This window comes from Actinosynnema pretiosum (assembly GCF_002354875.1).
Taxonomy (GTDB): Bacteria; Actinomycetota; Actinomycetes; order Mycobacteriales; family Pseudonocardiaceae; genus Actinosynnema; species Actinosynnema auranticum.
Map to the genome: position 1 here is coordinate 5,584,277 of NZ_CP023445.1, position 22,160 is coordinate 5,606,436.

At 73.4% G+C, this 22,160-nt stretch carries 21 protein-coding genes and 1 pseudogene; 9 read left to right on the top strand and 13 right to left on the bottom strand.

Translation table 11 applies throughout. The annotated features are described in order from the left end of the window. Window positions 1–120 precede the first annotated feature (120 nt). From CNX65_RS23590 to CNX65_RS23635, 10 genes are all read right to left on the bottom strand, one after another. Window positions 121–948: an endo alpha-1,4 polygalactosaminidase gene (locus CNX65_RS23590; protein WP_096495723.1), complete on the bottom strand. Its 828-nt coding sequence runs from the start codon at window positions 946–948 to the stop codon at window positions 121–123. Between the two features lie 135 nt (window positions 949–1,083). Continuing rightward, a complete protein-coding gene (locus CNX65_RS23595) occupies window positions 1,084–2,514 on the bottom strand; it encodes an NAD(P)(+) transhydrogenase (Re/Si-specific) subunit beta (protein WP_096495724.1) in 1,431 nt (476 codons plus the stop codon). Next, entirely contained in the window at window positions 2,511–2,867 is a 357-nt protein-coding gene (locus tag CNX65_RS23600; protein ID WP_096495725.1) for an NAD(P) transhydrogenase subunit alpha, read from the bottom strand. Before CNX65_RS23600 ends, CNX65_RS23595 begins: the two co-directional genes overlap by 4 nt. Then, window positions 2,867–3,988 (bottom strand): NAD(P) transhydrogenase subunit alpha, encoded by a 1,122-nt coding sequence (locus tag CNX65_RS23605; RefSeq protein ID WP_198320546.1) that lies wholly within the window; start codon window positions 3,986–3,988, stop codon window positions 2,867–2,869. Before CNX65_RS23605 ends, CNX65_RS23600 begins: the two co-directional genes overlap by 1 nt. 187 nt (window positions 3,989–4,175) lie before the next feature. Further along, window positions 4,176–4,817, bottom strand: coding sequence for a GNAT family N-acetyltransferase (locus CNX65_RS23610; protein ID WP_096495726.1), 642 nt, complete (start codon window positions 4,815–4,817; stop codon window positions 4,176–4,178). A gap of 13 nt (window positions 4,818–4,830) precedes the next feature. Next, window positions 4,831–5,556, bottom strand: a complete 726-nt coding sequence (locus tag CNX65_RS23615; protein WP_096495727.1) for a YwiC-like family protein — start codon at window positions 5,554–5,556, stop codon at window positions 4,831–4,833. After that, window positions 5,556–6,923, bottom strand: coding sequence for a multicopper oxidase domain-containing protein (locus tag CNX65_RS23620; protein WP_096495728.1), 1,368 nt, complete (start codon window positions 6,921–6,923; stop codon window positions 5,556–5,558). Before CNX65_RS23620 ends, CNX65_RS23615 begins: the two co-directional genes overlap by 1 nt. Next, window positions 6,920–8,161, bottom strand: a complete 1,242-nt coding sequence (locus CNX65_RS23625) for a hypothetical protein (RefSeq protein ID WP_096495729.1) — start codon at window positions 8,159–8,161, stop codon at window positions 6,920–6,922. Before CNX65_RS23625 ends, CNX65_RS23620 begins: the two co-directional genes overlap by 4 nt. Then, the gene (locus tag CNX65_RS23630) at window positions 8,158–8,376 is read right to left on the bottom strand and encodes a hypothetical protein (protein ID WP_096495730.1); all 219 of its coding nucleotides are present in this window, start codon (window positions 8,374–8,376) and stop codon (window positions 8,158–8,160) included. The genes CNX65_RS23625 and CNX65_RS23630 overlap by 4 nt, the downstream gene beginning before the upstream one ends. Continuing rightward, on the bottom strand, window positions 8,376–9,218 hold the full coding sequence (locus CNX65_RS23635; protein WP_232519973.1) for a helix-turn-helix transcriptional regulator: 843 nt from the start codon (window positions 9,216–9,218) through the stop codon (window positions 8,376–8,378). The genes CNX65_RS23630 and CNX65_RS23635 overlap by 1 nt, the downstream gene beginning before the upstream one ends. A gap of 235 nt (window positions 9,219–9,453) precedes the next feature. Between CNX65_RS23635 and CNX65_RS23640 the strand changes: the two genes are divergently transcribed. The 3 genes from CNX65_RS23640 to CNX65_RS23650 all read left to right on the top strand — a co-directional run bounded on the left by CNX65_RS23640 (window position 9,454) and on the right by CNX65_RS23650 (window position 13,750). Continuing rightward, a complete protein-coding gene (locus CNX65_RS23640; protein ID WP_096495731.1) occupies window positions 9,454–11,928 on the top strand; it encodes a M14 family zinc carboxypeptidase in 2,475 nt (824 codons plus the stop codon). 328 nt (window positions 11,929–12,256) lie between these two features. After that, on the top strand, window positions 12,257–12,805 hold the full coding sequence (locus CNX65_RS23645; protein WP_232519974.1) for an EF-hand domain-containing protein: 549 nt from the start codon (window positions 12,257–12,259) through the stop codon (window positions 12,803–12,805). A gap of 3 nt (window positions 12,806–12,808) precedes the next feature. After that, window positions 12,809–13,750 carry an SAM-dependent methyltransferase gene (locus CNX65_RS23650; RefSeq protein WP_096495732.1) on the top strand — a complete coding sequence of 314 codons (942 nt, stop codon included), beginning with the start codon at window positions 12,809–12,811 and terminating at the stop codon, window positions 13,748–13,750. Window positions 13,751–13,919: 169 nt separating this feature from the next. Here CNX65_RS23650 and CNX65_RS23655 read toward each other — a convergent pair whose 3' ends face one another. Continuing rightward, entirely contained in the window at window positions 13,920–14,369 is a 450-nt protein-coding gene (locus tag CNX65_RS23655) for a DoxX family protein (RefSeq protein WP_096497960.1), read from the bottom strand. Window positions 14,370–14,469: 100 nt separating this feature from the next. Here CNX65_RS23655 and CNX65_RS23660 point away from each other — a divergent pair, with 100 nt between their 5' ends. Together CNX65_RS23660 and CNX65_RS23665 are read left to right on the top strand one after the other, a co-directional pair. Next, window positions 14,470–15,015, top strand: a complete 546-nt coding sequence (locus CNX65_RS23660) for a TetR/AcrR family transcriptional regulator (RefSeq protein WP_096495733.1) — start codon at window positions 14,470–14,472, stop codon at window positions 15,013–15,015. Between the two features lie 470 nt (window positions 15,016–15,485). Further along, window positions 15,486–16,355, top strand: a pseudogene (locus CNX65_RS23665) (IS5 family transposase). 18 nt (window positions 16,356–16,373) lie between these two features. Here the strand turns inward: CNX65_RS23665 and CNX65_RS23670 are convergent. After that, a complete protein-coding gene (locus CNX65_RS23670) occupies window positions 16,374–16,919 on the bottom strand; it encodes an SMI1/KNR4 family protein (protein WP_157767813.1) in 546 nt (181 codons plus the stop codon). A gap of 152 nt (window positions 16,920–17,071) precedes the next feature. On the opposite strand from CNX65_RS23670, the gene CNX65_RS23675 reads away from it, so the two are divergent. The 4 genes from CNX65_RS23675 to CNX65_RS23690 are packed head-to-tail and all read left to right on the top strand — an operon-like array spanning window position 17,072 to window position 21,030. After that, a complete protein-coding gene (locus CNX65_RS23675) occupies window positions 17,072–18,601 on the top strand; it encodes an anchored repeat ABC transporter, substrate-binding protein (protein ID WP_096495735.1) in 1,530 nt (509 codons plus the stop codon). Further along, window positions 18,589–19,425: a TIGR03773 family transporter-associated surface protein gene (locus tag CNX65_RS23680; protein WP_232519975.1), complete on the top strand. Its 837-nt coding sequence runs from the start codon at window positions 18,589–18,591 to the stop codon at window positions 19,423–19,425. Before CNX65_RS23675 ends, CNX65_RS23680 begins: the two co-directional genes overlap by 13 nt. Further along, window positions 19,418–20,170 (top strand): anchored repeat-type ABC transporter ATP-binding subunit, encoded by a 753-nt coding sequence (locus tag CNX65_RS23685; RefSeq protein WP_096495737.1) that lies wholly within the window; start codon window positions 19,418–19,420, stop codon window positions 20,168–20,170. The genes CNX65_RS23680 and CNX65_RS23685 overlap by 8 nt, the downstream gene beginning before the upstream one ends. Beyond that, window positions 20,167–21,030 carry an anchored repeat-type ABC transporter permease subunit gene (locus CNX65_RS23690; protein WP_096495738.1) on the top strand — a complete coding sequence of 288 codons (864 nt, stop codon included), beginning with the start codon at window positions 20,167–20,169 and terminating at the stop codon, window positions 21,028–21,030. The genes CNX65_RS23685 and CNX65_RS23690 overlap by 4 nt, the downstream gene beginning before the upstream one ends. On the opposite strand, the gene CNX65_RS23695 is transcribed toward CNX65_RS23690, so the two are convergent. After that, on the bottom strand, window positions 20,998–22,113 hold the full coding sequence (locus CNX65_RS23695; protein WP_232519976.1) for a hypothetical protein: 1,116 nt from the start codon (window positions 22,111–22,113) through the stop codon (window positions 20,998–21,000). The two genes, CNX65_RS23690 and CNX65_RS23695, sit on opposite strands and share 33 nt — an antisense overlap. Window positions 22,114–22,160 lie beyond the last annotated feature (47 nt).

Consider the following 22,160-nt stretch of genomic DNA (forward strand, 5'->3'; position numbering starts at 1 on the left):
GGCCGTGCGCATCACCCTCACCGCGCCCTGCGACGAGCGGCGCACGCGCACGCTGCCGTGACGCGGAAGAGCCGCCGCGCCCCTTCCGGGACACGACGGCTCCCACCGCGCGAACGCCGATCAGCAGGCGTCGTACACGTAGTTCTTGTTGTTCTTGCTCGGCACCGTGAGCTTCACGTCGCGCAGCACGACCGACACGTCGTCGCCGAACTCCGCGCAGGTCTGCTCGAACGCCTCGCGCTGGTACTCCACGATCAGCACAGAGTTGCCGTACGCGTCGGTGTAGTCGCCGCACTCGCTCCACTCGCCGCACTCCTCGGCGACGGCGAAGTCGAACCCGGCCGACTTGCCCTGCGCGGTGATCTCGGCGGCGTTCTTCTGCCCGATCGCCAGGTCGGCGTCGTGCGCGACCTTGATCAGCCGCTTGGCGTAGTCGAGCGCGTCGGCCTGCCCCAGCAGCCCGGAGAACCGGTGGAAGGTGTCGAAGTTGTCGATCTCGACGGCCTGGAACCCGTCCTTCGCGCACTGCTCGATCCAGCCGCCGACGATCCCGGCCAGCTCGGCGCGCTTGGCGTCGGTGGAGATGTCGAGCACCAGCTCGTCCCACTCCAGGTCGCCGACGTAGGCGCCCTTCTCGTCGCGCAGCAGCAGGTTGTCGTGCTGGGACTTCCACCAGTCGATCTCGTCGCCCGGCTGGGTCTGGAAGCCGTTGACGTAGCAGACGTTGTACAGCCCGTCGGCGGGCTCGTCGGTCCGGTCGCGGACGACGATCTCCGTCTGGCCGGGCGGGGTGTAGCCGCCGCCGAGCTGGTAGTCCGCCTGCGCGTTGTCCGGGAACGGGAGCGCGTCCGCCGACGCCTGGCCGGTGTACAGGCCGGCGGCGAGGGCGGTCGCCGCCGCGAGGGTGATCGCGGCGATCTTCGTGCGGCGCTTGGACTTCGGGGGCATCTCTCTCCAAACCGGACGGACAGCTCACTCGTTCGCCATCCGACCTAACCGCCGAGGACACGACGGGGTCAACCCCTGTGGTCTGGACTACAGGGGTCGACCACGCCGGGTGCCCGCGCGGTGACTTCCGGTGCGCTAGAGCGCCTTGAGCTCCTCGATCACCTCGTTGACCGACTTCTTCGCGTCGCCGAACAGCATGGACGTCCGGTCCGCGAAGAACAGCGGGTTCTCGATCCCGGCGTACCCGGACGACATGGACCGCTTGAGCACGATCACCGACCGGGACTGGTCGACGTTCAGGATCGGCATCCCGTAGATGGGGCTGGACGAGTCGGTGCGCGCGGACGGGTTGGTGACGTCGTTCGCGCCGATGACGAGGGTGACGTCGGTCCGGCTGAACTCGTCGTTGATGTCGTCCATCTCCCTCATCGCGTCGTACTCGACGTCGGCCTCGGCCAGCAGCACGTTCATGTGCCCCGGCATCCGCCCGGCGACGGGGTGGATGGCGTACTTGACCTCCACCCCCTTGGCCTCCAGCAGCGCGGCCATGTCCTTGACCGCGTGCTGCGCCTGCGCGACGGCGAGCCCGTAGCCGGGCACCACGACGACCTGGGACGCGTAGGCCATCCGGATCGCGGCGTCCGACGCGGAGGTCGCCTTGACCACGCCCTGCGGCCCGCCCTCGCCACCGGCGGTCGCGCCCGCGCCGAAGGAGCCGAACACGATGGCCGGGATGGACCGGTTCATCGCGACGGCCATGAGGTTGGTCAGGATCGCGCCGGACGCGCCGACGATCATGCCCGCGACGATCATCGCGGTGTTGTCGAGCGCGAGCCCGGCCGCGGCGGCGGACAGGCCGGTGAGCGCGTTCAGCAGCGAGATGACCACCGGCATGTCCGCGCCGCCGATGGGGAGCACGACGAACAGCCCGGCGAGGCCGGAGGCGAGGAGCACCAGCACGATCCACCAGGCGGACGTCCCGCCGTCGCCCGCGCCGACCGCGATGCGCCCGCAGGCGGCGAGGATCACCAGCACCAGCAGCGCGTTGAGCACCTGGAAGGCGCGCGCGGACGAGACGAGCCGGCGCTCGACGCCCTTGCCCAGCAGCTCCTGGAGCTTGAGGAACGCCACGAGCGAGCCCCAGAACGAGACCGACCCGACGACGGCCGCGAACAGCGACCCGGCGAGGAGCACGGCGGGCGACCGGTCCGCGCCGAGGTGGCCGAACCCGTCGGTCTCGAGGAACTCGGACCAGGCGATGAGCGCGACCGTGCCGCCGCCGACGCCGTTGAACAGCGCGACGAGCTGCGGCATGGCGGTCATCCTGGTGCGCCTGGCGGGCACGACGCCCAGCACGGAGCCGAGGGCGAGCCCGGCGACGACGAGCACCCAGTTGACCGGGGCGGTGTCGCTGATCTTGACGAGGGTGGCGACGACCGCGACGCCCATGCCCGCCGCCGCGATCCAGTTGCCGCGCACGGCGGTCTTGGGCCCGGTGAGCCCGGACAGCCCCAGGATGAACAGCGCGAAGGCGACGATGTAGAGCCCGTTGACCAGGTAGCTCACCTGCCCGCCTCCTTCTCGTCGGCGGAGTTCCCCGCAGGCTTCCCCTCGGGCGCCCCGACGGCCTTGCGCCCCTTGAACATCCCGAGCATCCGGTCGGTGACCAGGAAGCCGCCGACGACGTTGAGCGTGCCGAAGACCAGCGCGACGAACGCGATGGCGCGCGGTCCCCACCCGGCGTCGGCGGGCAGCTCGCCGAGCACGATGAGCGCGCCGAGCACCACGATGCCGTGGATGGCGTTGGTGCCGGACATCAGCGGCGTGTGCAGGGTGTTCGGCACCTTGGAGATGACGGCGAACCCGACGAACCCGGCCAGCACCAGGATCGCCGCGTTGGCCAGCAGCTGCTCGTGCATCAGCCCTCCTTCCCGGTGACGAGCGCGCCCGCCACGATCTCGTCGTCGAGGTCGGGCGCGAGCGCGCCGTCGGTGATCAGCAGTTCCAGCAGGGAGGTGACGTTCCTGGAGTACAGCTCGCTGGCGTGCTCGGGCATGGTGGCGGGCAGGTTGAGCGGCGAGGCGACGGTCACCCCGTGCCGCACGACGGTCCGGCCCGGCTCGGTCAGCTCGCAGTTGCCGCCGGTCTCCCCGGCGAGGTCGACCACGACGCTGCCGGGGCGCATCCCCTCCACGGCGGCGGCGGTGACCAACCTGGGCGCGGGCACCCCCGGCACGAGCGCGGTGGTGATGACGACGTCGAACCCGCTGATCGCCTTCTCCAGCTCCTTCTGCTGGGTGTCCCGCTCCTGCTCGGTCAGCTCCCGCGCGTACCCGCCCTCGCCTGCGGCGTCGATCCCGAGGTCGAGCCACCTGGCCCCGACCGAGCGCACCTGCTCGGCGACCTCGGGCCGCACGTCGTACCCGGTGGTGCGGGCCCCGAGCCGCTTGGCCGTGGCGAGCGCCTGAAGCCCGGCGACGCCGACCCCGAGCACCAGCGCGGAGGCCGGTTTCACGGTGCCGGCGGCGGTGGTGAGCATGGGGAAGAACCGGGTGGAGAGCGAGGCGGCGAGCAGCACGGCCCGGTAGCCCGCGACGTTGGCCTGCGAGGAGAGCGCGTCCATGGCCTGGGCGCGCGAGATCCGGGGGATGGACTCGACCGCGAACGCCCGCACCCCGGCGGCGTCCAGCTCGCCGATCCGGTTGTCCGCGGCGCGCGGGGCCAGGAACCCGATCAGCACCTGGCCGCGCCGCAGCCGCGCGACCTCCTCGGCCGTGGGCGGCGCGACCTTGACCACGACGTCGGCCGCCCAGGCGTCCCCGATGGCGGCGCCCGCGGCGCTGTAGAGCCCGTCGGGCAGCAGCGAGCCGTCCCCGGCCCCGCTCTCGACGACGACGTCGACCCCCCGCCCGACCAGCTCGGCGACCGCCCCCGGCACCAGCGCGACCCGCCGCTCACCGCCGGTGGACTCCCGCACGACCCCGACGCGGACGGCGGCGCCGGACGCGCCGCCCTCTCCGGTACTCAGCGCTGTGTCCAACTGTCCGCCCTTCTCGCAAGGCTGGTGGGTGCGATTCAACGCCCGGCGCCGCCCCGTCCCGGCACGGCCCCGGAGTCCCCGCCGGCGCCCCGGACCGGCCCGAACGCCGCCCGCCCCCCTGGGAGGTCAGCACGCGGCACCCGCGGCGCGAAGTGTGACGCAGCCCACTGGACCGCGTCGAACCGGGTCACGCCGGGCGGTCGAGCCGCCCCACCATCTCCGCCAGGTGCCCGGACTCGGCGGCGTGCGCGTAGTAGCCGAGGTACAGGTCCCGGAGCACCAGCTCGACCCCGTCCGCCTCCAGCACCGGCTGCGCGACACCACCACGCCACAACAACACCATGGGCACCCGCTGTCCGGGCTCCGCGAGATCGGGCATCTCGTACCCGCTGATCGCCGTAACGACCCGTGCGCCCCACCGCTCGTAGAACCCGATCCGCCGCGCGGGCAGCTCGCCGGGAGTGCGCGCGGGGTCCTCGACCTCCAGCACGATCCCGGCCACCGCGGGATCGCCCAGCACGTCCTCGGCGACCGCCGCGAGCAGCGCGCCCCCGGTCCCCGAGCCGCGCGAGGAGGCGGAGACGGCGAGGTACTCCAGGTACACGGCTCCGGACTGCGGCAACCGCAGCGCGGTGGCGAACCCGACGAGCTCGTCCCCGAGGTGCGCGGTCCACAGGAAGTCGCTGCTCCGCGTCGCCACGCTGTCCCGCTCGCCGCGCTCGGAAGGCGGAAACGCCTCACCCCACACCGCCTCGACCCGCCGGACCTCCCCCTCCCCGAGCCCGGCCCACTCCCGCCGCCGCACCAGCACCCGATCACGCCCGCTCATCCGCCGACCCCCGTCACCCCACCGCCACGACCAGCACCAGCGCGCTGGCGACGATCTCCGCGAGCCCCACCTGCCTGGGCGTGAGCGGGTGCCCCGGCAGCACCCAGGCCCGTGCCAGCAGACCCGCGAACACCACCGCGGAGAGTAGACCGAACGGCGCAACCGCGCCGAGCGCCACGACGTGGAACGCCACCGACGCCACCAGGTACGCCCGGTTGCCCCGCTCCCGGATCATCGTCTTGACGTAGAGCACCGTCCCCGTGAAGTACAGCAGCGTCACCAGGAACGGGACCAGGGCGCCGGACAGCGGCGCGTCCGCGACCACCGCCACGACCAGCACCATCAGGCAGCTCTGCACCACCGACACCAGGTCGTTGACCAGCGCCCGCTCCCGCCGCCGGTAGGCGTACCAGCAGTTCACCCCGATCAGCGCCCCGTACGCGGGCGCGAACAGCAGCAGCCGGGGGCACGCCACGAGCACCGGCAGCGCGAAGGCCGCCGTCACCGCCCCGTACCAGGTCAGCTGCTCCCGGAACTTCCCCGGCCGCCGCGTCTTCACCGCCTGGAGCGCGAAGTACGACAGCAGGTACCCCGACAGCCACGCCCCCAGCAGTGGCAGGTCCCACCACCGCCACCCCGCCGAGAGCACCCCGGCCAGGTAGGGCAGCAGGAGCATCGCCCACGCCCCGTGCTGCGGCGGCAGGAACTTGCGGACGACGCGCCCCGACGGCCCGCCCATCAGCCCGTCACCTCCACGATCCCCCGCGCCCCGCGCTCGGCGTCGACCACGGCGTGGCTGACGAACGGGTAGTGCCCGGCCTCGGGGAACACCGCCTCCACGAACCCGCCCTCCGCCGGCGCCAGCGGCAGCACCTGCGAACCGCCCGGATCGCCCGGCTGCAACCGGTAGGCCCCCTCGGCGTACACCCGGTCGAACTGCGCGCCGACGACGTGGAACGCCCCCGACCGGTTCGGCCCGACGTCCAGCAGCCAGAACCGCACCCGCTCGCCGACCCGCGCCGTCAGCGGCCGGTGCGCGTACTGCGCCGCGCACCCGTTGAACGCCACGGCGTCCGGGTTCTCCGCGCGCATCTTCGCCTGGTCCCCGCCCAGGTACAGCTCGGACTGCACCAGCACGTACTCGCGGTCGACGGCGGGCAGGTCCGGCGGGTCGACGATCACCGCGCCGTGCATGCCGTTGGCGATGTGCAGCATCATCGGCGTGGTCGAGCAGTGGTACATCCAGATGCCCGCCCTGGTCGCGGTGAACCGGTAGGTCAGGCTCTGCCCCGGCTCGATCGGCCGCATCGGCCCGTCCGGCGCGAGCGCCCCGGCGTGGAAGTCGACGCCGTGGTCGACGCTCCCGTCGTTGTGCAGCTCGACCTCGAAGACGTCGCCGACCTTGCCGCGCAGCACCGGTCCCGGCGCGGTCCCGTTGTAGGTCCACATCACCTGCCGCACGTTCGGCGCGATCTCGACCTCCACCTCCTGGACCCGCAGCACGTACCGGCGCACCCGCTCCCCGGACGCGGCGGGCAGCGCGGCGTCGCGGGCCCGGAAGTCGGCGGACGGCACGGCCATCGCGTCGATCGACCGCGGCGCCGAGCCGTGATCACCGTGCGCCTCGGCGGAACCGCCGTGCTGCGGGTGGTCTGCGGCGGCCTGCCCGCCTGCCCCGGTGGTGGTGATGGTGAGCGTCATCCCGGCCTGCCGGTGCCCCGGCAGCGAGCACCACCCGTCCACCGCCCCGCCGATCACCCCGGCGTCCAGGGTCACCGCGGCGCCCGCGCCGACCGGCCCGGTCCTCTGCCCGGTGGCCAGCACCAGGTCGTGCCGCCGCCGGTCGGAGTTGGTCAGCTCGATGACGAGCCGGTCCCCGGCGGGCACGCTGATCACCGAGGGCCGGTACCGCATCTCGACGACGCTCACCTGGACCGTCGTGGTGTTCCCGGTGGGCGTCACGGCGGCGGCGACCTCGGTCGTGGCCGGTCCGCCGTCCGCGACGCGCTGCGCCGCGATCCCGGCGAGCACCGCCACGAGCACCAGCGCCACCCCCGCCGCGACCCCGCCCAGCGGTCGGTCGTTCTTCTCGGACAAGGCTTTCACCTCCGCTTGAGCAGCACGCGGGCAGCGGGCAGCAGGAACTGGAGCAGCGCGACGACCAGCAGCAGCGACACCGCGATCCGCACGTGCGGCCCCGTGGGCAGCACGAACACGACCAGCGCGGTGTTGCCCATGGCGACCCGCTGGGCCCAGTGCCGGTCGAACAGCTCGCCGCGCTCGCGCACCGCACCCGGTCCGCCGCCGAGCACCACCGGCATGAGGTAGGCCAAGGCCCCCAGCAGGATCTGCGCCACCGCGCCGACCAGCAGCGGCGTCAGCACGTCGCCGAACCCGCCCACCGCCTCGTGCGCGTCGGCCGCCGACAGCACCACGACCGCGTCGACGCCGAGCGCCACGAGCAGCCACCCGACCCCGGCCGCGATCGACCACGCGGCGAAGGACCGCGGCGGTTTCCGCCAGGCGGTGCGCAGACCGGGGACCGCGGTGATCACCACGGCGGCCCCGAACACCCCGAGCCCGGCCGCCGCGAGCACCGGCCACCAGGCCAGCGCGCCGATCCCCAGCAGCACCACCCCGGTCACCGCCGTGGGCAGCGCGGAGCGGGCGGCGGCGGGCGCGCCGTCGTCGAGCCGGGTGCGCAAGACCGTGGGCCACAAGGTGAACAGCGTCCCGACGATGGTCAGCGCGACCCAGCCGAGCACGTTCACGTGCGCGTGGAACAGGATCAGCCGGTCGCGCGCGGCGTCGTCGACGACCAGCATCCAGGCGCCCACCGGGATGCCGGTGAGCAGCGCGCAGCAGGCGGCGACGTAGTAGTGCGCGGTGACCGCGAACCGGGCGGGCAGCGCGGCGCGCAACCGGGCCACCAGCCAGCACAGGTGCCAGGCCGCGGCGGCGAACACCGCCCCCGCGCCGACGACCCCGGTCCACGGCCAGTCGGTGGTGCCGCCGACCAGCACCAGGACCACCCCGGCGTTGAGCACGACCAGCCGGATCGACTCGCCCCGCCGGTGCGGCAGCGCGGGGACCCGCAGCACCGCCGACGTGAAGTGCGCGCTCCACACCAGGATCGCGTTGGTGGCCGCGCCGAGCGCGAGCAGGTGCACGGCCAGCCAGTACCAGGAGGCGAGGAACGCGTGCGCGAACGAGAGCACGACGAGCGCGGCCAGGTAGAGCGCGGGGACGAACCCGACCCGCCAGTGCCAGTTCGCCCGCCCGGTCGGCGTGACCGGCGTGATCGGGATCGCGGCCCGTCCGGGCTGCGGGGAGAGGGGGATCATGCCGTGACCCGCTTCCTGCTGGCGGCGGTCGAGAGCGCGGCGGCGCAGCCGGGGAAGCCGAGCACCGCGACGGACCCGCCGCGCCTCCACAACCCCCGGTAGATCCCGAGCAGCACCAGCCCACCGGCCCCGGACAGCAGCAGGGCCGCGCAGAGCCCGCAGAGCAGCGTGAGCGCGGCCCCCACCAGCACCGGAACCCGCAGCCCGACCCCCATCACCACTCCCCGTCACGGGGAAGCCGCACCACGCAGGCCCGAGGCGCCCCGAAGGGCTCCAGCACAGCCGCGTCCCCGTCGGCCCCGCGCTCGTCCAGCACCCCGCGCACCACACCGGCGTGCAGCGCGCACATCGCGTCGGGCGCCTGGTCGACGAGTTCCAGGAACGGGCAGGTCCTCAGGTGCAGGTCAACCGCCCCACCCGCTTCCCCGTGCACCACCGGGCTGAACCCGAGCCCGTCGAACACCGAGCCGACCGTCTCCACGGCCCCGCGGGCGCCGGACTCCCCGGCGAGCTGCCGCCCCCACTCCCGCCCCACCCGCTCAGCGGCGACGGCCGCCCCGTCCGCGTCCTTCCGGAGCTGCCCCAGCAGCACCGCCGCGAGCGTCCGGTAGGGGGCGGGCGCCGGGTCGTCGGCGGCGGCGCGGTACCGCCAGGCGGGACGCCCTGGCTGCCCGCCGCCGGCTCGCGCCTTGACCGCCAGGCCGGCGCCGACGAGCCGTTCCAGGTGGGCGCGCGTGGTCGACAGGTGCTGCCCCGTGGCAGCCGCGACCTCGGCGGCGGTGAGCCCACCCCCGGCAGCCCGCACGAGCCCGAGGATGGCCACCCGACTCCCGGACCCGAGGGCCCGGTGCTGCGGCGTGTCGATGGCCCCACCGCTGGGCCCAGCACCCGTGGTTTCCACGATGGAAGACGTTATAACGTCGGTTGACAGCAAAACCGGTCGGGGTGGCCACCACCCCGCCCAGAAGCCCCTGACCTGTGCTTTCACCAACGCAGCCAGCACGGCGAGCAGCGGCAGCGCCGCCACGAAGTCCTCGCGCTCGTTCGCCACGGGCATCCCCGTTCCGCCGACGTGACGCCGTGCCCGTGCGGGTCGGGCGGTACCGGAGGGGCAGCGGAGAACGATCTCCGCCACCGCGTTCTCGCAGCCGAAGCAGTTCCGGAACACGGCGTTCACCCCACCCGGCGCAATCACCGGAATGCCGCAGCGACACCAACTTCCGGGTATGGCCGCCACCCCCGCCCGCCCCCTAGCGTCGATCGCCTGTGCGCTCGACGAAACGGAGCCCCGCATGAGATCGAGATCCGCCCCGGCCCTCCTGCGAGCGGGCCTGGCGCTGGGTGTGACCGGCCTGGCGCTGTCCGCGCTCACCGCCCCCGCCGCGACCGCCCAGGACCGCGTCCTGCGCGCCGACCGGGCCGTGACCAGGGCGTGCTTCGACTCCCCGCTCCCCGCCAGGACCCCCGGCGTCGACCGCCGCGAGGTCACCTCCGGCGTCGACGGCCTGGTCCAGGCCCGCCTGTCCCCTGGGACCGGCGCCGAGGGCGACTGGGACCTCGCCGTCTTCGACAAGGCCACAGGGGCCGTGGTCGCGGCCTCCTCCGCCCTGCGCAGCCGCGAGCTGGCCGAGAGCTTCGTGACCAAGGGCCAGGTGCTCGTGGTCCAGGGCTGCCGCTACGCCGGTCCGGCCAAGTCCGCCGTGCTGGGCGTGGACTTCCTCGCCCTCACCCCGCAGGGCACGCCCACCGGAACCGAGCGCGCCGAGGTCGTGCGCGTGAACACCCCGGAGCAGAAGGACAAGACCGCCCTCCTCGGTCTCGACCTGGACCTCACCGAGAAGGGCGACGCGACCGGCGTCGAGGTGGTGCTGGCCGGTGACGCGGACCGGAAGGTGCTGCGCGACAGCGGGTTGACCTACTCCACCGTCGACGCCGACCTGTCCCGGACCTCCCGCGAGCACGCGGCGCGCGACCGCGAGTACGCCGCGTCCCGCGCGTCCACGGGCCTGCCGTCCGGCCGCACCTCCTACCGCCACCTCTACGAGCACGACCACGAGCTCAAGGAGCTCGCCCGCGCGAACCCGAAGCTGGTCAAGGCGTTCACGCTGGCCGAGCCGTCCGTCGAGGGCCGGGACGTGGTCGCCGTCGAGATCGCCGAGAACGTGGAGGACACCCACGACGGCAAGCCGGTCAACACCGTCATGGGCGTGCACCACGCGCGCGAGTGGCCCGCCGCCGAGCACGCGACCGAGTGGGCCTACGAGCTGGTCAAGGGGTACCGGGACGGGTCGCTCAGGTCCCTGGTCTCCAAGACCCGCAACGTGATCGTCCCGATCGTCAACGTGGACGGCTTCTCCATCTCCCGCGAGGCCGAGCCCAAGGGCGACTTCTCCCGCTTCGACTACGAGATGAAGCGGAAGAACTGCCGCGCCTCCGACTCCCCGCCCGCGCTGGGAACCGGTGTGTGCAAGGCGAATCCCGGCGGCAGCGCGCGGGGCACCGACCCGAACCGGAACTACGCGGGCTTCTGGGGCGGCGCGGGCGCGAGCACGTCGTGGAGCGGCGAGACCTACCGTGGTTCCGCGCCGTTCTCCGAGCCGGAGACCCGCAACATCCGCAAGCTCGTCTCCGAGCGCGCCGTCACCAACCTGATCACCCTGCACACCTACGGCAACCTCGTCCTGCGCCCGCCGGGCGTGGCCGACGTGCGCGCGCCGCTGGAGGAGCCCGTCGTCAAGGCGCTGGGCGACAAGATGGCCTCCCGCAACGGTTACGAGAGCATCCCGTCCTGGGGCCTGTACGACACCACCGGCACCACCGACGACTGGTCCTACTGGACCACCGGCGGTTTCGGGTTCACCTTCGAGATCAACCCGGAGGGCTTCCACCCGGCGTACGAGAACGCCGTCGTCGCCGAGTACCTGGGCACCGCGCCCGCCGCAGGCGCGGGCAAGGGCGGCAACCGGGCCGCGTTCCTGGACATGCTGGCCAACGCCGCCGACCCGGCCGCGCACGGCACGCTGACCGGGACCGCGCCGAAGGGCTACGAGCTGAAGGCGCGCAAGACCTTCCAGACGCCGACCTCGCCGGTGCGCCAGGCGGACGGGACCACCACCCCGCCGATCATGGTGACCGAGACCCTGGAGTCGAGGCGCACCGCGCCCGGCGGCCGGTTCTCCTGGTCGGTCAACCCGTCCACGCGCCCGTACGTCGCCGGTCGCTACGGCCGCGAGCCGCAGGCGCCGCCGCAGTCCGCGATCACGCTGGTCAACCCGCCCGGCGTGCCCGCCGAGAACCCCTCGTTCCCCGGCGACGGGACGGCCGAGGTCATCCCGTTCACCGTGAGCGGCCTGCCCTCGGCGGACAACGGGCGGTTCGACGTGTCGGTGTCGTGGGGGTCCGCCGCGACCGACTGGGACCTGTTCGTGCTGAACGCCGCGGGTGAGACCGTCGCGCAGTCGGCGGCGGGCGGCACGAACTCCGAGCGCGCCACCCTGGTCGACCCGCCCGCGGGCGAGTACCGGGCGGTGCTGGTGAACTACTCGCAGGCCGATCCGGCGAACCCGGACGACTGGACGGCGGGGAAGGTCGAGTTCGCCTCGCCGGTGCCGCCGACCTACGGCGTGAAGGAGGCGTACACGGTCACCTGCGCCGACAAGCGCGGCAGGCTCGTCGGGGTGACGGACGTGTTCGTCGACCGGGGGCAGAGCGTGGACGTGGGCGCGCTGTGCACCGACTCCGCGCGCGCGACCAAGCAGCGGCGCTGACCCGCCCGGCGGTCCGGCGGCCCCTCGTGACGGGGTCGCCGGACCGTCCCGGCCGCGCCACAAGCCCCACAAATCCAGAATCACCCGCCAGGGCAGCACTTCCCCTTTCAGGGGCTTCCGGGGATCACCGCGCAGTGATCACCCGCCTATTCCTGAGCGCCTGGGAGACCTCCCTCCCCACGTTGGTGTCGCACCCCCGCGACGCGTCGTGATCACCGCGCTGACCAGCGGGAACCGCCCCGGCCGCCCGCCCCCTCCCGTCCCCTAGCTTGGGAACCGGATCACCCGCACCGGGTGGCCGACCCGACCGGGAAAGGGGTGCGCGACCGTGCGGACCGAGGTGAAGCCGATGGCGCTGGCGAGGGCGGAGCTGATCTTCTCCCTCTTCGACGCCGACGCCAGCGGCGAGCTGGAGATGACCGACTTCGACCTGATGGCCGACCGCGTGGACGCGGCGGCCTCGGGCTCGGAGATGTCCGACCGGCACGCCATGCGCGCGGCGCTGGCGAGCTGGTGGGAGGTGCTGGCCGACCACCTGGACGTGGACCGGGACGGCCGGATCACCCTGGACGAGTTCTGCGGCTGCGTGCTGTCGCCGGAGCGGTTCGAGGGCGCGGTCGAGGTGTTCGCCCGCGCGCTGGCCGTGCTGGGCGACCCGGACGGCGACGGCATGATCGAGCGGCCGAGGTTCCACGCGCTGATGACGGCGTTCGGGTTCAGCCGGGACAACATCGACGCGCTGTTCGACGCCTTCGAGCCCACCGCCGACGACCAGGTCGAGGTGCGCACGTGGGAGTCGGCGATCAGGGACTACTACCGCCCCGACAAGGCGGGCATCGCGGGCGACCACCTGGTGCCCGCGCAGAGCAGGCGCTGACCCGTGGCCGCGACGGGACGGGCGGGGACGAGCGCCGAGCGGGTGATCGGCGAGGGCGTCAGCCGCACGGCGCTGCTGGTCGCGGCGGCGCGCGCGGTCGAGAGCACCCGTTCCGACGCGGTGGCGGTGGACCGGTACGCGGCGCACTTCGTCCGGGCGGAACCGAGCGCGGCGGGCTGGCCGCTGCGCGTCGAGGACGTGCCGGGCGGCGACGCGAACCCGTTGTGGAGCGGGGACGCCCGCTACTTCGGGCTGCGCACCAGGGTCTTCGACGACCACCTGCTGGAGGTGGCGCGGGCGGGGACGCGGCAGGTGGTGCTGGTGGCGGCCGGGCTGGACACGCGGGCGCTGCGGCTGGACTGGCCAGCGGGCACCTCGGTGTTCGAGGTGGACCGGGAGCACGTGCTGGGGTTCAAGCAGCGGGTGCTGGACGAGGTCGGCGCGCGCCCGACCGCGCGGCGGGTCCCGGTGCCCTCGGACCTGGAGGACGACTGGCCGTCGGCGCTGCTGGAGGCCGGGCTGTCCCCGGACCGGCCGACGGCGTGGCTGGTGGAGGGCCTGTCCATGTACCTGTCGCGGGCCGGGCTGCGGGCGCTGCTGCGCGACGTCACCAGGCTGTCCGCGCCCGCGAGCACGCTGGCGCTGGAGGTGAAGCCGGACTCGCACGACCTGGGCGTCCCGGCGGCCCCGTTCTACGCCGAGGCGCGGTCGGCGATCGACGTGGACCTGCCCGCGCTGTTCCACCACGACCCGCGCCCGGACTCCGAGGCGGACCTGGTCCTGCTCGGCTGGACGGCGACCAGCAGGGGGAGCGGCGAGTACGCCGAGGCGCACGGTCAGGCGGTCCCCGATCCGGACGGGGCGTTCGGCGAGAACCGCTTCGTGTTCGCCAGGAAGCCGACCGTGCCGTTACCCCGGCTTACCGGGCCGGACGCTCAGCGGTAGGCGCTCAGCTGGTGGGTGCTCAGCTGGTGGGCGCTCCGCAGATGGGCGCTGAGTCGGTAGGCACTCAGCCGGTGGGCACTTCGCCGTTGGGCACTTCGCCGTTGGGCGCTCCGCTGGTGGGCACTTCGCCGGTGGGCACTTCGCCGTTGGGCGCTCCGCTGGCGGGCGCTCAGCCGGTGGGCGCAGCGCGGTAGCCGCTCCACCGGTGGTGCGCGACCACGGCCACCGCGGCGGCGAGGAACACGACCTGGAGCAGGGTGCGCGGCAGGAGCTGGTCGCCGAACGAGGGCGACAGCCCTCGCTGGGCCGCGTGGACGTTCGCCGGGAACATCACCACCAGCAGCACGCCCAGCCCGGCGGCGGCCCAGGGCGCGGTGCGCGTCCAGAGCAGCCCGATCGCGCCCGCGAGTTCGAGCAGGCCGGTCACCGCGACCAGCAGTCCAGGCGCGGGCAGCGCGGGCGGGACCATGGCGATCAGCTCGTCGCGCATCCCGACGAAGTGCGAGATCCCGGTGACCAGGAACATCGCCGCGAGCCCGCACCGCAGGGCGAACGACCAGTGCCGCCGCAGAATCAGGAGGAGGAGCGAGACCACGACCAGGACGACGAACGGAACCACCACGACCCCCAGGGGCAATCCGACCGCAACACTGAACTTGTCACCGCAAAGATTGCTCCCGGCGGCCATATCTTGTCAATGACTAGATAGGCTGCGGGGCATGAGCCCGTACCACCACGGCGACCTGAGGCGAACGGTGCTGGCCGCGGCGGTCACCGCGATCACCGAGAGCGGTCCGGCGGCGATCAGCCTGCGCGACCTGGCCCGAAGGGTCGGCGTCTCGCACGCGGGTCCGGTGCACCACTTCAAGGACAAGGCGGGGCTGCTGACCGCGCTGGCGACGGAGGGCTTCGTGCTCCTGTCGGACGCGCTGGCGGCGACCAGGGACGCGGGCGGCGACTTCACCGAGATCGGCGTGACCTACGTGCGCTTCGCGGTGGAGCACCGGGCCCACTTCGAGGTGATGTTCCGCCCGGACCTCCACCACCCCGACGACGAGGACCTGCGAACCGCGCAGGCTCGGGCAGGCGAGATCCTGGCGAGCGGCGCGGACGCCACCTCCGCACCCGACCCGGACACCGCGAAGGTCGCCGCGTGGTCGCTGGTCCACGGCTTCGCGACCCTGTGGAACACCGGCGCCCTGTCCCGACCGGACGAGGACCCGGAAACCCTGGCCAGAGCAGCAGCCCGCCTGCTGTTCCCCTGACCCGAACCCCCTCTGCCCCAACCTCCCCTGACCAGGGCTCTCCCTACGCCAGCCTCCCCCTAGCCCAGCCCCTCTCCCGCCCAGCCTCTCCCTAGCCCAGCCTCTCTCTGACTCGCTTCCCCTTGCCCTGCCCTCCCCGCTCTGACGCTCCCGTCGGGGTCCTCCTGATGTGCTGATCGGCCGTACGGCGACCGGGCGTTCGAGCCGCAAGACACTGACGGTGATCTCCGCCCACGTGTCCTGGAGGCTCCGTGAAGGCCGAAGAACGGGTCGCCGAGTCACAGCCGGGGGCAGCGCACAAGCCTCAGGTCAAGCAGGCGCGCAGGCAGGGCAGTCGCGGCAGGCAAGGCGGTCGCGGCGGGCGAGGCGGGGAAGTCTGGTCAGCGGCACGGTGGGGCCGATGCGGTGCAGTGGTTGCAATTAGGCGTGCCCTGCGGATCTTTCTCATGATCGTGTGCAGATGATGGTGTGTGGTCGGACGTGGTGAGCTGACGGACAGGGCATGGGCGGTGATCGCGCCGTTGCCGCCCGCGCAGAGCGGGCAGCCTGGTGGCCGGTGGCGCAGCCACCGGCAGGTGATCGACGCGATCCTGTGGAGGGAACGCACCGGCGCCCCGTAGCGTGACCTGCCGCAGCGGTACGGGCCGTGGAGGACCGCGCACGAGCGGCTGCGGAAGTGGACCGGGGACGGGACGTGGGACCGGATCCTGGAGCACGTGATCGTCAAGGACGACTCACCGGGGACACTCGAGGACGATGTCGTGTTCGTGGTCGGTGTCGGCTCTACGAGCGTCCGGGCGCACCGGCACACGGCGGGCGCCCGGAAAAAGGAGGCTGCGCGGAGCGGGTCGAGGACCTCGCCGTCGGTGGGGAGTGCCTCGGACGCTCCCGCGGCGGACTGACGACCAAGCTCCACTTGGCCGTCAATGCCGCCGGGCTGCCGCTGGCGGTGATCCTCACCCCAGGTCAGGCAGGCGACAACCCACCACTGCTCCCGCTGCTGGGCGACATCTGCGGCATCGACGTGGACGGGCGGAGGGTGCGGGTCGGGCGGGTCGTCGCCGACAGGGCCTACGCCCACCCGAACCGCGCTGCGGCAGCGGCGGGTCAAGGCCACGATTCCCGAGCGCACGGACCAGATCGCCCGCCGCAAGGCCCAGGGCGCGGCCGGTGGCAGGCCACCGGTCTTCGACCCAGACATCTACAAGATCCGCAACGTGGTCGAGCGCTGTTTCAACCGGCTCAAGCAGTTCCGCGGCCTGGCCACCAGGTTCGCGAAACGAGCCGCCTACCACCGTGCCGAGATCGTCTTGGCCTGCATCGTCCTCCACCCACGGTGAAGATCCGCAGGCCACGCCCTAGGCCCAACGCCCCCGACCGGGCAGCACCTCGTCCAGCCAGCGCTCGTACCGGGCCAGGAAGTCCTCGTCGCCCCAGACCTGCGCGAAGTCGACGATGCGGGCGACGTCGACCAGCCTGCCTCGGCACCGGCCGGTCACGATGAGGAGGGTGCAGTTCTCACCCCCCTGGCTCACGACGGAGATCGTGCCCCGGAACGGGTGGTCGTCGTCCTCCCAGGTACCCGCCCACCACTCCGCGCGGTTGCGGCCCAGGTCGAAGGGGCTTTCCCTGGCGGGCCACTCCGACTCGCCAGGGGACCACTCGCGCAGGGGAAGCAGGCCGCAGTGCGGGCCCGTGCCGCCGTCGCCCAGTTCCAGCAGGAAGCGGCGGTACGCCTGCGGGAGGGTGACGCCCTGCTCGCGTTCGAACGCCTCGACCTCGGCTTCCGACGCCGGTGGGTTCAGGTGGCCGCGCAGGGCGGTGGGCTTGACGGTCGCGGCGAGGCGCTCGTCCGCCTGCAGGCGGGCCAGCTTGGTCCTGATCCGGGTGATGGTGTCGTCCACGTGCGCCCCTCCTCGTGCTGGAGGGATTGCGCACCCGGCGGGTGCTGGGTGGCAGCCCGCGCACCTGGCCGTTCGTTGAAAATGGTTGTCGTTTGTATTAGCTTCACGGGGGCCCGCCTGCTCAGGTGGGGCGTCTGGAGGTGTTCGAAGACATGCGCGTGCGTGCGCCCTCGCGCTTCGTCGCCGGGTTGCTCGTGGTGGGGCTCGCGGTCAGCGGGTGCTCCGCGGGGGCCGGGCGTGGCGGTGGGGACGGGATCGCTGTGGTCACCACCACCGAGATCCTCGCCGACCTGGTGCGGAACGTCGGCGGGGAGCGGGTTCGGGTTGACTCCGTGGTGCCCGCCGGTGGGGACCCGCACTCGTACGAGCCGACGCCCGCCGACGTCAAGAAGGTCGTGGGGGCCCAGGTCGCGTTCACCAACCACCTGCTGCTGGAGGAGCAGCGGCTGATCAAGGCCATTGACGCCAACCTCGCGGACGGGGCGCCCAACGTGTCGCTGGCCGAGTCCGCGGAGACGTACGGGGCCAACGTGATCCCGCTGGTCGAGGACGTCGGGCTGGACGTGCTGTGGCTCGGGCTCCGGGTTCGCGGCGACGGGAAGGAGCGGGGGGCCAGTCGGACTTCCGAGGTCCGGTTGAGCGCCGTCGGGGTTGAGGGGCCAGGGGAGTTGGCCGTTTACCTGACCGAGTCGCTGGGGAAGCCGGTTCCCTACTTCGACTCCGGCGACGGTCTGTCCGAAGTGGACGTGACCACGCTGCCACCCGCGGCGCACACGCACCTGAACTGGGCGTTCACCGCTCCCGGCGTTTACCGGTTGGCGTTGCGCGCCGAGCTGGTCAACGACGGGGGCGAGCCGATCCCCCTGGGGGAGAGCACGTTCACCTTCGCGGTCGGGGTCAACCCGGCCGAGACCGGGAAGACCGTGCTGCACAAGGGTCACACCGATCTGACCGTGGACCTGGACAGCGGTGAGCTGTACACGTTCAACGACGAGGGCGGCGGGACCGCGCAGCACGTCGTGGCGGCTCAGGACGCGGTGATCGAGGTGCCCAACAAGACCCTGAGCAGCGTTCCGGACGATCCGCGGTTCGGGTTCCTCGGCGCCCCTGGGGCGCAGGTGCACCAACTGCCGCAGGCGGTGCTCGGCAAGCACGTGCACGGGGAGATCGACCCGCACCTGTGGCAGGACGTGCGCAACGCGCGCGCTTACGTGGAGCTGATCCGCGACACGCTGCGCAGCGCCGACCCGGCGAACGCGCAGGAGTACGACCGGAACGCGCGCGAGTACGCGGCGGAGCTGGACGCGCTTGACGGCGAGGTCCGCCAGACCATCGCGGGGGTGCCCGCGGAGCGGCGGCAGCTGATCACCACGCACGACGGGTTCGGGTACCTCGCCAGCGCCTACGACCTCACCGTGGCCGGTTTCGTGGTGCCGAACCCGGCGCAGGAGCCCAGCGTCGAGGACGTGCGGAAGCTGACCGGGACGGTGCGGAACCTGGGGGTTCCCGCCGTGTTCACCGAGCCGAACCTCGCGCAGCGCGCCTCGGTGCTGAACCAGGTGGCGGCGGACCAGGGGGTCGAGGTGTGCCTGCTGTACGGGGACGCGTTCGACCAGCGGGTGCGCAGCTACGCGGACATGATGCGGCACAACGCGAAGGAGGTTGCGCGGTGTCTCGGCTGAGCGCGGCGGCAACAGCGGTGGCGGTGGTGGCAGCGGCGGTGCTGGCCGGCGCGCCTGCGGCACAGGCGCAGGCGCAGGAACAAGCGCAGGCGCAGGACGGCGAGCGGGTGGTGATCGCCGACGGGCACGTGGACCTGGGACCGCGCGTGGTGAACGGGAAGTGGGTCGTGCAGCTGCGCGACGACAGCGGCGCGGAGCCGGTGTGGCGGGAACCCGGTGACGTGGTGCTGCACGTGCCGGACTCGGTCAGGACGGCCGTCCCGGACGACCCGGCCTACGCGTTCCTCGGCGCGGCGGGCAGCCAGGTGTGGGTGCTGCCGCAAGCCCAGGGGGACGGTGTGGTCTGGCCCGGCTGGAACACGCAGGACCCGAGCATCGCCGGGCTGGGCGGGCGCGAGGTGGACTGGCGGCTGCACGGGGTGACCGGGCCGGGCGAGTTCCAGCTGTTCCTCAACGGGAACTTCGGCGAGCCCGAGGTGGTGTTCAGCGGCGCCAAGGGCTTCCCGCAGGAGACCGGGGTCGAGCTGGGCACGCACGCGCACGGCAACTGGGTGTTCAGCGCTCCCGGCTCGTACGCGCTCGACGTCGAGATGGCGGCGTCCGACGGGCGCGCCGACCGGGCGGTGCTGCGGGTGCACGTGGGGGCCGGTGACCCGAACGAGGCGTTCACGGTCTCGGTGCCGGCCGGCGAAACGCCCAGCAGCAACGAGAACGCGGGCGAAGAGCAGAACCAGGCCCCGTGGCCCTGGATCGCCGGCGCCGCGGTCGTGCTGCTGGCGATCGGGTTCCTGGTGCGGCGCAAGGTGGTGGGCTCCCGTGGGTGACCCGGTGGTCCGCGTGGCGGGCGCCAGCGTGCGCCTGGGCGGGCGGGAAGTGCTGTCGGGCGTGGACTTCGAGCTGCGCGGCGGTGAGCTGGTCGGGTTGATCGGGCCCAACGGGGCCGGGAAGACCACGCTGCTGCGCACCGTCCTCGGCCTGCTGCCGCTGGAGAGCGGGAGCGTGGAGGTGCACGGGCGCAGCGCGCGGCGGGCCCAGGGGTCGGTGGGGTACGTGCCGCAGCGGCACGAGTTCGCCTGGGACTTCCCCATCACCGTCGCGGGCGCGGTCGCCACCGGGCGCACGCACCTGCGCGGGCTGCTGCGCCGCCGGAGCGCGGACGACCTGGCCGCGGTGGAGCAGGCGCTGGAGCGGGTCGGCATGACCGACCTGGCGGGCAGGCCGGTCGGCGAGCTGTCCGGCGGGCAGCGGCAGCGGGTGCTGGTGGCGCGGGCGCTCGCGCTGCGACCGGGGACGCTGCTGCTGGACGAGCCGTTCACCGGCATCGACGTGCCGACGCAGGAGTTGTTGAGCGGACTGCTCGGGCAGCTCAGGGACGAGGGGGTGGCGGTGCTGATGACCACGCACGACCTGGCCGCAGCGACCGCGCTGTGCAGCCGGTTGTGCCTGCTGAACCGGACCGTCGTCGCGGACGGCGAGCCGAGGGCGCTGGCGGACACGGACATCTGGCTGCGCACGTTCGGCCTCGACCGGGCCGAGCAGCTGCTGCGGTCGCTGGGGGTGGGGAAGTGAGCGCCGTGGAGTTCCTGACCGCGCCGTGGGAGTACGACTTCTGGCGGCGGGCGCTGCTGGTGGCGCTGCTGTCCGGCGTGGTGTGCGGGGTGATCGGCAGCCACGTGGTGCTGCGCGGCATGGCGTTCATCGGGGACGCGGTGGCGCACTCGGTGTTCCCCGGCGTGGCGATCGCGTTCGTGCTGGGCGTGGACCTGGTGCTCGGCGGCGCGGTGGCCGGGGTGATCACGGCGCTGCTGGTGGCGGTGTTCGCGCAGAACCGGCGGCTCAAGGAGGACTCGGTCATCGGGATCTTCTTCGCGGGCGCGTTCGGGCTCGGCATCGTCATCCTGAGCACCGCGCCCGGCTACGGCGGGTCGCTGGAGTCGTTCCTGTTCGGCTCGATCCTGGGCATCAGCGACTCGGACGTCGTCGCGGTCGCGGTGATCGGGGCGCTCCTGCTGCTGTGCGCCGCGGTGCTGAACGGCAGGCTCACGGCGGTGGCGCTGGACCGGGAGCAGGCGCGCGCGGTCGGGTTCCCGGTGTTCTGGCTGGACCTCGCGCTGTACGTGATGGTGACGCTGGCGATCGTGATCTCGTTGCAGGCGGTCGGGAACGTGCTGGTGCTGGCGCTGCTGGTGACGCCCGCGGCGGCTGCGCGGCTGCTGACCGACCGGTTGGGCGCGATGGTCGTGCTGGCCCCGGTGATCGGCGCGGGCGGGAGCCTGCTGGGGCTGTACCTGTCGTACGCGTTCGACCTCGCCGCCGGTGGGCTGATCGTGCTGGCGCTGACCGGGATCTTCCTGCTGTGCTGGTTCTTCGCGCCCCGGCACGGCGTGCTCTCCCGGCTACGCCGGGGGAAGCGGCCCGCCTCGGTGTGAGGCGAGCACGGGCTCGGTGCGCTCCAGGGCCTCCGCGAGGTCCGCGAGCAGGGCGGGCGGGACGGCGCCCGCGTCGAGCCCGCACTCCCCCACCAGGGCGGTCAGCTCGGCGACCTGGCGGGTGGTGAGGTGCTCGCGGGCCCGCTCGTGCGCGAGCACCTCGCGGGCCGCGTAGCCGTCGCGGGTGGCGACCGGGAGCAGGCGGGCGGTGACCCCGGCCGCCGCGCGGTCGTCCACGTCGATCGTCGACAGGCCGAGGCGGGTGTGGAACACCGCGAGGCCGGGGGCCGTGACGTCCAGCGTCGGCACGGGTGTGCCGGGCAGGTGGCGGGCGGTGAGGCAGGCGGTCACGGCGGCCTCCCACCGCTCCCCCGGCTCGTTCGCCGCGAGCAGGGCCAGCGCGCCGTCCACGTCGCCGCGCTCGGCGCGCGCGAGGACGGCGACCTGGCGGTCCTCCAGCATCCGGGTCCCGGTGGGGCCCTGGAGCGCCAGCCACTCGTGCGCGTCCGCCCAGCGGCCCTCGGCGGCGTGCGCGCGGACGGCGATGGCGCGCAGGTTGCGGCGCAGCCACTCCACGATCTCGCGCCGGGCGCCCGGCGAGTCGAGCAGGTCGGCCGGGAGCGCGACGCCCCGCACGTCGGTCGCCGCGCCCGTCTCGACGGCGGTGACCAGGCCGTCCATCAGGGCGAACGCCGCCGCGCCCTCGCCTGCGCGCAGGTGCAGTCGGGCCAGGTTGGTGACCGGGGCCAGCGCGAGGCGGGCCGCCGGGGCGTCCAGCGGGTGCGGGCGCAGGCCGAGCTCGAGCTGCCGCAGGCACCAGCGGGCGGCCAGGTCGGGCGCGCCGCAGTCGGAGGCGATGAGCGCGGCCTGGTTGTGCACGGCTGCCGCGTCGACGGCCACGCCGGTGCGCGCCGCCTCGCGGGCCTGGTCGCGCAGCTCGGCGACCCGAGTGGGCAGCGGCGTGCAGGCCGGGCGGCGCTGGGCGAGCAGCGGGAAGCGGCGGGTGAGCGCGTCGGGCGCGGGACGCGCGCCGTCGCCGACGAGCGGGGGGCCGTCGGCGACGTTGTTGAGAGTCGTTGTCATCACGCGGACCCTAGCGGGGCGCGGTGGCAACCTCCGCGCTCAGGGGG